General features: G+C 59.5%; 8 protein-coding genes. 3 read left to right on the top strand and 5 right to left on the bottom strand.

The features are described 5' to 3' along the window. Nucleotides 1-3,110: RCC1 domain-containing protein (locus ACWRN3_RS18720; RefSeq protein WP_476741590.1), on the top strand; the 3,110-nt coding region annotated here is incomplete at its 5' end. 114 nt (nt 3,111-3,224) lie between these two features. Here the strand turns inward: ACWRN3_RS18720 and ACWRN3_RS18715 are convergent. Together ACWRN3_RS18715 and ACWRN3_RS18710 are read right to left on the bottom strand one after the other, a co-directional pair. Further along, nucleotides 3,225-3,464 carry a hypothetical protein gene (locus ACWRN3_RS18715; RefSeq protein ID WP_476741589.1) on the bottom strand — a complete coding sequence of 80 codons (240 nt, stop codon included), beginning with the start codon at nt 3,462-3,464 and terminating at the stop codon, nt 3,225-3,227. A 54-nt stretch (nt 3,465-3,518) separates the two neighbouring features. Next, nucleotides 3,519-3,707: a hypothetical protein gene (locus tag ACWRN3_RS18710; RefSeq protein WP_476741588.1), complete on the bottom strand. Its 189-nt coding sequence runs from the start codon at nt 3,705-3,707 to the stop codon at nt 3,519-3,521. 170 nt (nt 3,708-3,877) lie between these two features. On the opposite strand from ACWRN3_RS18710, the gene ACWRN3_RS18705 reads away from it, so the two are divergent. Next, nucleotides 3,878-4,882, top strand: a complete 1,005-nt coding sequence (locus ACWRN3_RS18705; protein ID WP_476741587.1) for a TolB family protein — start codon at nt 3,878-3,880, stop codon at nt 4,880-4,882. Nucleotides 4,883-5,268: 386 nt separating this feature from the next. Here the strand turns inward: ACWRN3_RS18705 and ACWRN3_RS18700 are convergent, their stop codons facing one another. Both ACWRN3_RS18700 and ACWRN3_RS18695 read right to left on the bottom strand, forming a co-directional pair. Further along, nucleotides 5,269-6,027, bottom strand: a complete 759-nt coding sequence (locus tag ACWRN3_RS18700; RefSeq protein WP_476741586.1) for an alpha/beta hydrolase — start codon at nt 6,025-6,027, stop codon at nt 5,269-5,271. Between the two features lie 648 nt (nt 6,028-6,675). After that, nucleotides 6,676-7,488 carry an SGNH/GDSL hydrolase family protein gene (locus ACWRN3_RS18695; protein ID WP_476741585.1) on the bottom strand — a complete coding sequence of 271 codons (813 nt, stop codon included), beginning with the start codon at nt 7,486-7,488 and terminating at the stop codon, nt 6,676-6,678. 575 nt (nt 7,489-8,063) lie between these two features. On the opposite strand from ACWRN3_RS18695, the gene ACWRN3_RS18690 reads away from it, so the two are divergent. Then, complete coding sequence (locus ACWRN3_RS18690) at nt 8,064-8,432, top strand: hypothetical protein (protein ID WP_476741584.1); 369 nt, start codon at nt 8,064-8,066, stop codon at nt 8,430-8,432. 213 nt (nt 8,433-8,645) lie between these two features. On the opposite strand, the gene ACWRN3_RS18685 is transcribed toward ACWRN3_RS18690, so the two are convergent. Then, a partial coding sequence (locus ACWRN3_RS18685) for a hypothetical protein (protein WP_476741583.1) occupies nt 8,646-9,523 on the bottom strand: 878 nt, incomplete at its 5' end.

Raw genomic sequence — 9,523 nt, 5'->3', positions numbered from 1 at the left:
AGGAGATTTCCTGGCTCGCTGCTGAAGGGATCTCGACTGGTTGGGACGTCGGCGGGGGAGTACGGGAGTATCGGCCCCTGCAGAGCATCGCACGGGATGCCATGGCTGCCTTCCTGTACAGGAAGGCGGGTTCACCCGCCTACACGCCGCCGACGTCCTCGCCCTTTATCGACGTGGCCCCGGGAGCGGCTTTTTACAAGGAAATCACTTGGCTGGCCTCGAAGGGCATCTCTACGGGGTGGGATGTCGGTGGCGGCAAGCGTGAGTACAGGCCCCTGAACTCCGTTGCTCGTGATGCGATGGCAGCATTCCTTTTTCGGTTTGCCCAGCCAAGTGGCTTCACTGCTCCTTCCCAGTCACCGTTCGCCGACGTGCCGGCGGGTGCTGCTTTCTACAAAGAAATCACATGGTTGGCGTCCGCCGGTATCTCTACAGGTTGGGATGTGGGGGGCGGTGTGCGGGAGTACCGCCCGCTGAATAGCATTGCCCGTGACGCGATGGCGGCATTTCTCTACCGCCTCGATCAAAAGATGGCCCCACATCCGGCACCTGACTGCACCCCACCGCTGACTCACCTGTCAGGAACTATGACTGCAGATCGCACCCTAAGTACGGCTTGTTCAACGACGTACCAAATTGACAGCGATTTCACTGTGGCCGCAGGCGCCACCCTAGCTATTGGGGCAGGGACCACCGTTCAAGCTGCGAAGGATGTCAGAGTCATAGTTGAGGGCTCGTTGAGAATCAACGGCACCGAAACGGAACCCATTCTCCTTACCGCGGCCCCGAGCTCAACACCGACCGTCGCCGGTGGTGCGGAACTTGTGACGGAGGGGCTGCAGGCACAGGTCGTGGTGGAGCCAGCGAGCGGAAGCTGGAAAGGAATCGAGGTGAAGCCGGGCGGCTCTGTCACGTCGACAAACCTTACTGTCCGATACGCCTCAACCGCGGTCAGCGCTCAGGCCCTGGCAACTAGTTCGACACCGACGACCGTTTCACTCGGGGCGACGGCCATCGCTGACGCTGATGTCTGTCTCTCGCTTCAGGGGCCGGTCGTGGGACACTTTCAGGGATCTGTCCGGAAGTGTGTGGTCGGTGTCGCAGCCGACCACACTTTCAATGCCACCAACATCGATTGGGGCGGAGGACAAGGTCCCGGGGAAGCAGGTTCAGGACGGCCAACCCTGCAGGGAAGCAACGTGAGTGTCTACCCGTGGACCGGGGTCTCGCTGCCCCCTCCCCCCGAGGCCGTAAGTACTTCGCCGTCATCAGAAGAATGCACGGACTATCTATTTATTGGAGTTCGCGGATCCGGGGAATCGGCTACAGCCGAAAACCTCGGCATGGGTGACACTATCAAGGACACGTACGATACATTCAACGCTGAGGTTAAGGCCCGCAAACCAGGTACGGGGGTTCGATATGTCGGATTAGAGTACCCGGCATATGGCGTCCCAATCATTAGCCAATGGGACAAAATCTTGGAATACGTTCCTGGTGCATGGCAGGGTGCTGTCGAGTTGCTCACGGTTATTGAACGAGAACAGGAACGGTGCGCTTCGGCAGGCGAACGCATTGCCTTGGCCGGATACTCTCAAGGGGCATGGGCGATCCACACCGGCCTGAACTATGCGGCAACATCCGACCGGGTAGATCTTTCTAAAGTGGCTGCCGTGGGTTTGCTGGGTGATGCTCAGCGGATCAGCGGGGCTACAGAGACTCAGTTGGGTGATGCGCCTGGTTTCACGTACGGGGTAACCAACACAATGTTCCTCAGTGCCCCTATTTATGGATTCAGTGACTGGCTCGCCAGCGCCGTTGACCCTTCGGTCTGGGAGTGGAAGCTCACTGCTGACGTCCCGATGGACAAGATAGTGAGTATTCAAGGCATCCCTGACGCCGTGCGTTCGTCCACCGCTTCCTTCTGCGGTCGGTACGATCCTGTATGCGGTCTGGGGGATGCGGCGATCACTCCCGCTGTCCATTCGTACCCTGAAGGCCGAACAAAGCTGGGTCAATGGATGGCAGGCCAAATCTATAAACAGCTTACCAATGTGAGTTCTATATCGGCGGGCTGGTCTGCGGCCCTCGCGCTTACCCGTCAGGGCACTGTGTATTCGTGGGGAGCCAACGAATCTGGTCAATTGGGCGATGGAAGCACAACCGAACGGCTCCTGCCGGTCCAAGTAAAGGGATTGGACAACGTTGTGCAGGTTTCTGGTGGAGGAAATCACTCTTTGGCCCTCACCGGTGACGGTTCCGTCTATGCCTGGGGATACAACGAACATGGCCAGCTAGGTGACGGCACAGAAACCAACAGGCTTACGCCGACCCGAGTCCAGGGTCTATCCAACGTCGTACAGGTTTTTGCGGGCGTTCCAAACTCTCTAGCGGTGACAAGAGACGGACAGGTATTTGGTTGGGGAGCAAACTCCTATGGGCAGCTTTCTGAAGGGCTCGCGGAAAAACAAAGCATCCCCAAGCCAATTCTTGGCCTCTCCAACATTGCCAGCGTATCGGCGGATAGCTTTCACGCCTTGGCAGTGACAAAGGCGGGCGAAGTCTACTTCTGGGGCCGCGGCTACCCAGGAAATGGAGAAGACGAGACAATAACGCCCGTACCGCAGAAAGTCAGTGGTCTGTCCGGAATCGTGAAAGTGACCACAGGGCAGAACCATTCACTTGCTTTAACAAGCGACGGCAGGGTTTATGGATGGGGAGACAACTATTATGGGCAAGTGGGCAACGGAGCCGCCGGTTTTTTGAACGTGCAGCGGGTTCCCTCCTTGGTTTCCAGCCTGCCAAGTGTCGTAGACATAGATGCCGGGTTCGGGCACTCAATCGCTTTGGCTGAAGACGGTACCGTGTTCACGTGGGGCAGCAATTGGAGGGGTGAGATGGGCTCCGGAAACACGTACCCCAGCCAACCCACGCCGGTTGCGGTGGGCTCACTGGCCGGTATTACAGATGTATCCGCGAGTTACTCATACTCAATGGCTGTTGGTGGTGACGGAACGCTTTACGCCTGGGGCTTTAACGCCCTTGGGGACCTTGGGAACGGCACAAAAATAGACGTACATGTACCGTCCCCGGTGTTGAGCGGGCCTTAGCTGACGCCACAGGGCAGGGGACGGAAGGCGTAGTGGGCAGAACCTAGGTGCCTTGTCAAAGAGTCCCATACTGGCACTGCACCAACAGGCCGTTCAGTTCGGTAGGCTGGCGCTTTAAGGACCCGATGCTACGACAGGTGCTGTGCCGTTTGAGCTGAGGGCCACTGTGCCGATGGATGCCGGCCAGGACGTGAGGGTGCCTGCTGTGAGGTTGTGGCTGATCCAGCGGGCCGCCGGGATCAGCCCGGCGATGGGTGGGAAGTAGCGCGGCATGGAGTTGACGTTGATGTCGTCGCCGGACGGCGCCCACGTCCGGGCAGGTCCAGCTTTGCGAGCGGCCCTGCGGCTCCTCACTGGCCGGGTCGCACCAGTGTTTTCCGTCGCGGTTGATCGGCATGTCGTCTCCTTCTAGAACCAGATCGGCTTGTACTTCAGGACTGCGGAGCCGGCGCCGGTGTCGGCGGACAGCCGGAGCGTGTTGACGCCCTTCTTCAGGACCATCCACGGCCTCGCGCCGGAGTGCGTCAGCGTCCAGATGATGTTCGCGCCGTCGTTGGTCCGGAACACCGTCGTCTGCTCCACATCGACGGTCACCATGTCGTCCGAGGCGATCCCGGTGCCGAGCTTCAGCGTTACGGCCGGGCAATCGCAACATTTTTGTGAGGGACATGGAATATGGAACGACGCGCTTAGTGTCAGCAGCACCCGACGCTAGGGCCGGGAATCACATGTCCCGGTCTGCCGTAATCTCCGCAGACGGACGCTACGTGGCTTTCAGCTCACTTGCATCAAACCTGGTGCCAAACGACAACAACAGCACCATAGATGTCTTCGTTCGTGATCTGGTCACGTCACGAACCACCCTAGTGTCCGCAACGCCGGACGGACATTCTGCTAGCGGAGAGTCCTTCTGGGCATCGATATTCGCCGATGGAAGCCGTGTCGCCTTTTATTCAAGGGCCGGCGACCTGGTCCCAGAAGTCTTCAACGGTCACCAGCAGGTGTACGTCCGTGACATGCCCTCGGGAACGGTAGAGGCTATCTCCACGTCCCCAATCGGAGCGTTAGGGGATGGAGACTCTTTCACACCATCAATTTCCGGGGACGGTCGCTACGTAGCATTTGCCTCACAGACGAAGAACCTTGTGCCGGGCGATCAGTCCGGAGTCGCGGAGGTACTTGTCCGCGACCTGCAGACCGGGACGCTAAGTAGAATTGCCGCTCCTCCATCTATCCAGAATGGCTGGAACGCGAGTTACTCCCCGGCGCTATCTGGAGATGGCCGGTGGGTCGCATTTGTTTCCGACGCGCCGGACCTTACGCCCGATGACATGGATACTCTTCCCGCCGTCTTTCTCTACGACACGCTGAATGGGTCAACATCCCTCGTTTTCCAAGCAGGAACCTCGAACTTACCCGCAATATCGGCTGATGGGCGTTATGTCGTGTTCCATTCCGACGGGTCGGGAACCTTCACAGGGGACACCAACGGCACATGGGACGTCTTCGTCAGAGACACCGTGAACGGGAACCTTCTGCTGGTCTCCTCTCCGGCGCCGGGAAGGTCCGGAAACAACATGTCGGTTGACGAATCAATTTCGGCGGACGGCCGTTTTGTTGCCTTTTCATCTGTTGCCACGGACTTCACCTCGAATGATGGGGTCGCAGTGGTGGGATTTCTTCAGGACCAAGATCCTCGACTAGGAATCAGCACAGTATCCATTCGCGGCACCACCTCGAAGCGAATTCCACTCGTGCGGGCCCCGGCCTGACACGGTCTGCACAAGCTTCTCGCTGATGATAAGCATGTTCCATGCACTGAACTCTCCAGGTATCCTCTGGCCTTGAACCACTATGGGGGATCAGGTCAGCACCCGAGAGGCGATATTCGGATGCATAGGGAAAGTGGAACCTCGGCGGACGAGCGCTGACGCGCGCACTTGCAAAACTGCGGTCGCTAGGACGTGTTTCGACGGATTCCGGTCCCCCTAACCTTCAAAAGAAATTCCCCCGCTACCAGACCCTTGTCATGACCTATCTGACTCAGCGGCGCTATCTGGCATCGCCCGCTCACCGTACTTACTTCCCCCCTTACATTCGCGGACGCCCTGTGCCTCCTGGGCCGCGCAGCCTACTCCGCTCCACTCCACCCAAAGGATCACGGTACGGTGCCGTACCTGCGCATCAGCCAGTCCAAATTGTTTTGTAGGCCGGCACTCCAGGCCTGCCACGTGTGGCCGCCCGGGACCTGTTGAAGTTGGATGTCCATTCCGGCGGCTTTTGCGGCGGTGTATACGGTGATTCCCTGTGGCCGGTAATAGGAGTCATCCGCCCCTACCGTGACGATACCGGCGGAACCGGGGAATCGGCCTTTTTTCAATACGTCGACGGCGTTCTGGCGTGCGAAGGCGGCATCATCGCCGTCAAAGTATTTCTGCACCAAAGCGCTCCTGCCGCCGTTAATGGTGGGTTGGTCCTCACCGGAGATATCGAGGAAGGTGGGGTACTGGTCGGCATAATTCACCCCAAGCTGCGTGGCGCACGTGCCGCCGTAGGAGAAACCGGCGATGGCCCAGGAGCGGGCGCCCCCGCGCCCGACACCCAACGAGGACTTCACCCACGCTGGCACGTCCCGGGCGAGATAAGTGGCGGAGTTCCCGAATTTGCTGTCCAGGCACAGAGGGGGATCGCTGGCATGGTTGCCGCTGGCATCCGGCATGACCACTACGGGTGCCAAACCCTTGTGGCCTGCAGCGTACTGGTCCATCCTTTCTTTGATCTGCCCTGAAGCGACCCAGTCCCGGCTGCCGCCCGGCAGTCCGTGCATCAGGACCAGGACCGGGAGATCCGGGCCGTTCTGGACCTGGTAAGCCGGTGGCAGATACAGGTAAGCCTCGGACACCGGCAGTTTACTCACCACTCCCGGAATCTGTGCCGAGACTACCCGGCCGGCCGCCGGCATATCCGCGGGTGGGGTCCATGTTGACTCCTGCACCGGGAGTGGCGGGCTTGCGGCGGCGGAAGCGCCGGTGGCTGGACCGTCCGGGTGCGGGGCCTCCAATGCGTCGATAGGCGCCTCCGAGTGTCCCAGTAATACTCCTATAGTCGGGTACTCGCCGAAATACTGGTTCGTTAAGGACCCTGCGGCAAGAACACAGGCCAGTCCGGCGGCTGCAGCTCCTAGCTGCGGACGTGCCCGGCCCCTGGCTACAGTCCCTGCCCGGCGTCGGCCGTGGGGCGTTCCCTTGCTTTTGCCGACAGCCAGCGTCACGCCTGCCAGGGCCAGCCACGCCCATACGTACAGCACACCCGGCAGCGGGGCCCCCCAGACGTTCCACAGGCCCTCAGTCATCGTTCGCAGCGTCGCGATCGCTGCCCCAGTCGCGATGAGCACGGCCGGAGCCGCACGGAGGACGTGGTGTCGAGAACCCGAGATCAGCCACACCAGGGCCGTTATACCGCAGAGCAGCAGCACGACGGGCAGCGGGCCGCTTACCAAGGAAATCGAATCCACAGGGGGAGCCTATAGGCTGCAGCGTGAAAACCCCGAAGCCAGTGAGTCTTCTCAGCTGGCAAGTGCGGCGGTAAGAATCAGCTTCATCTTGTCACGCAAGAACTTTTGTCCCTTCACGCTTGGGTGCTCACCGTCCGGTCCGAGCAAAACGTTGGCTCGGCCGCCGAGCCAACGGTCTGCGATGGGATCAATGCACTTGACCCCGGCATTCTTGGCCGCAGACGCGTCGGAGCTGCACACGTCGGACAGCACCAAATTGGTCCCCTCATCTCCAGACAGCGGACCGATCGCGACGAGAATTGCCTTCGGAGCCCGGGCCGACGCAGCGTCGAAGGTCGACGCGACCGCCGCCTTGAGTTCCCCAGGGTCTGCGCCCGTGTCGTTGTCGGACCCAAAAAACAAGATCACGTCGGTGGCCGGAGTAACTGCTGCCTCGACTTCCATCCGGAATGTGTCGCCGTCGACACCAATGGCCAAGTAACCGCTGCCGTTCTCAGCAGCATTATCGATTTCAACCGACCGCTTCTCGGTCAGCGATACCGACTGCAGGAGGTTTGGCCACGCCTGTTTTGGTGACGTTCCCAGCCCCGTGCTCAGCGAGTCTCCGATCACAACAACTCTTAGGGGGTCCGTGGACGCCGTATTAGGTATGCGGTTGGATCTCCTTGAGGTTGAGGTTGAGGTTGAGGTCGAGGTCAAAGCGGGTGGCGTCGTTTCTGCTTGAGTGGGGGCTGGCTGCTGTTGCACACCGACAGGGACACATGCACTCAGCGCCACCAGCAGCGCCGCGGCGGCCGCCAGCACCGTAGGAAGGCGCTTGGACAAATGCACCATCTCCTCCTCCAACAGTTTCAGCAGCGACAAAATCCACCAAAGCAATCAATGAAGGGTCTAATCTTAGCCTGCACCATCGCCACCGTCGCCGGAGCAAATACCAAGAATTTCCTGCAGACTCCGCGGTGACAGACTCTTGAATGTCGGGGAATGCGCCCCGGAGGTCCACGGGAAGCCGGAGGGGCGATTACCTTTTTCACCAAACAATTTAGAGACCCGAGATAGTGAAGATTCCGTCAACTAACGGCGCGAGCTGAATGGACGGGCGGAGTGGGGTGCCGTAGCAGTAGGAGCGCGCTACCTTGGGCTCCGTGTTGCACCTCGAGAGGGGTCTGAGGCCTAGCAAGCTATCGGTGTACCGATTTCGCTTGGAGGTTTCAGAGTGACTTTGACTGGGCCATCTTCTCTCGATAGCCCAGCGCGGCCGGTTGACAGCTTCGCTTGGTGCGGAGTTCTTGCACCGATCGGCGCAGCCACTGCCAGCTCCGAAATATATGTGTTTGTGGACCTTTCGCATCTGGTGTGCGCGTCGGGCAAATGTCTGCGTTCACGGCGGGTTCGCCCACCGGGTGTACCGGCTTGACACCGATCAGGGGTCGTTCGCGGTGAACCTCGTCGATCGCCGGTGGCCCTACAGATTTGACGACGTGCTGGAGTTTGAGTGGGCTGCCTTCGCTGCCGGCATTCCAATGCCAAGGCCGGTCTCGGCCGACAACGACACGCTCGTTCACCGTTGGGTCGATGGCGAGAAGGTGCCCGAAGCGCTCGACCACCTCTCCAGTACTTTGGCGGAACTGGAGGCACTGCTGCGGCATTCGAAGTCGGCGGCGCCGCCAAAGTCTGCCCTGCTCACCGGTTGTGAAGCCGACGGCGTTGCGTGGGTTATGAACATGGACCGGACGGTTGACGATGTCAGTGCACCCTCTCCCACCCCACCAACAGCCCACACCGACCCCAGTTCCTTCCCGGACTGATCAACGTCAAAACCATTCGCAGCTTAGGGCGCTCACCGCTGATCTCGTTGAGAAGCGAGCGGGGTCACTGAAGCTGCTGTCGTAGGCTTTCCACACAACCGGGGCCTTCAGGCATGCAGGTGAAGAACGCTTCTGCAGTGTGCTGCCGCTTTTCGACGGTAAAGATCTAGGACAAGAACAGCCATTACAGGCTTTCGAGTACGAAGCACCCGCTCACCGGCACTTGTCGTGCGCTGATTTGAGGGCATCAAAGGTTTCCAGTACTTGCATCGCGCTCAGCCCATATGAAAGTCTTTCCGCGGTTGTGGCGATGCGTGGATTGCTGGACTCCTTTAGAGCGTCACTACCAGCCTCGGCAACAGCTTTTCCGTAACCAATAGCTTGGTTGTCTTCTGGCAATGGAAAAATGGACTGGCTTGCCACGATATCTTTGGCTCCCGAAAGGCAGGCGCTGCGGGCTTTGACTAGGTCACATGCGTCCTTGTACGCGGGTCCTTGGTTACATAGGGCCTGAGACGCTGCTTGGGCGGCGTCAAATGAATCCTTTGCCTGCTGAACGTTTTGATCAGGTGAGTAAATGGATCCATCGCAGTTACCTGTAGCCCAGATTGAGCCGCTGAATTCGCTGCCCCCGTAGGCCCAAGGGCTGTCTATGACGGAACCGCAGGCCATACTCTGTTGCCCTGCAGGAAAGGGGCCGTACTCGGTTCCCCAATCGAAATGACTAGCGTCCACGATGCAGGATCCGCCGCCCCAATTACAGGACCTCACGTACGGTGCAACGCCTTGTAGATTCCGCGCTTGGCCCCGTAATTGAGCGTTACTGGTGGCATCCACAGCCAAGATGCCACCCACCTCGGTGAAAGAACCTTCAATGCCTGCGGAGCTTCCTCTGGAGAGGACAACAGCTGTGCCCCCTATTTGGTGGAAGGCGGAGCTGACAATTTCGCCTCTAGCACCGATGAGATCCAGTGCGCCAGCAGCATACTGTATGTCCATGTGGGTGGCGGTGAGTTCGGCGTCGTTGTTGATCTTTATGCCTTGCCAGTTACTGGCTGCTGGGCGGGTGGTTGTTCCGTCGCCGTTGGTGT

The organism is Pseudarthrobacter sp. rb, assembly GCF_056389225.1.
Note: the sequence above shows the minus strand (reverse complement) of the source record. Positions and strands in the feature narration are given on the sequence as shown.

Coding starts and splice junctions, on each gene's coding strand:
- ACWRN3_RS18710 (WP_476741588.1), bottom strand. CDS start 3,707: ATGGTGACCGTCGATGTGGAGCAGACGACGGTGTTCCGGACCAACGAC.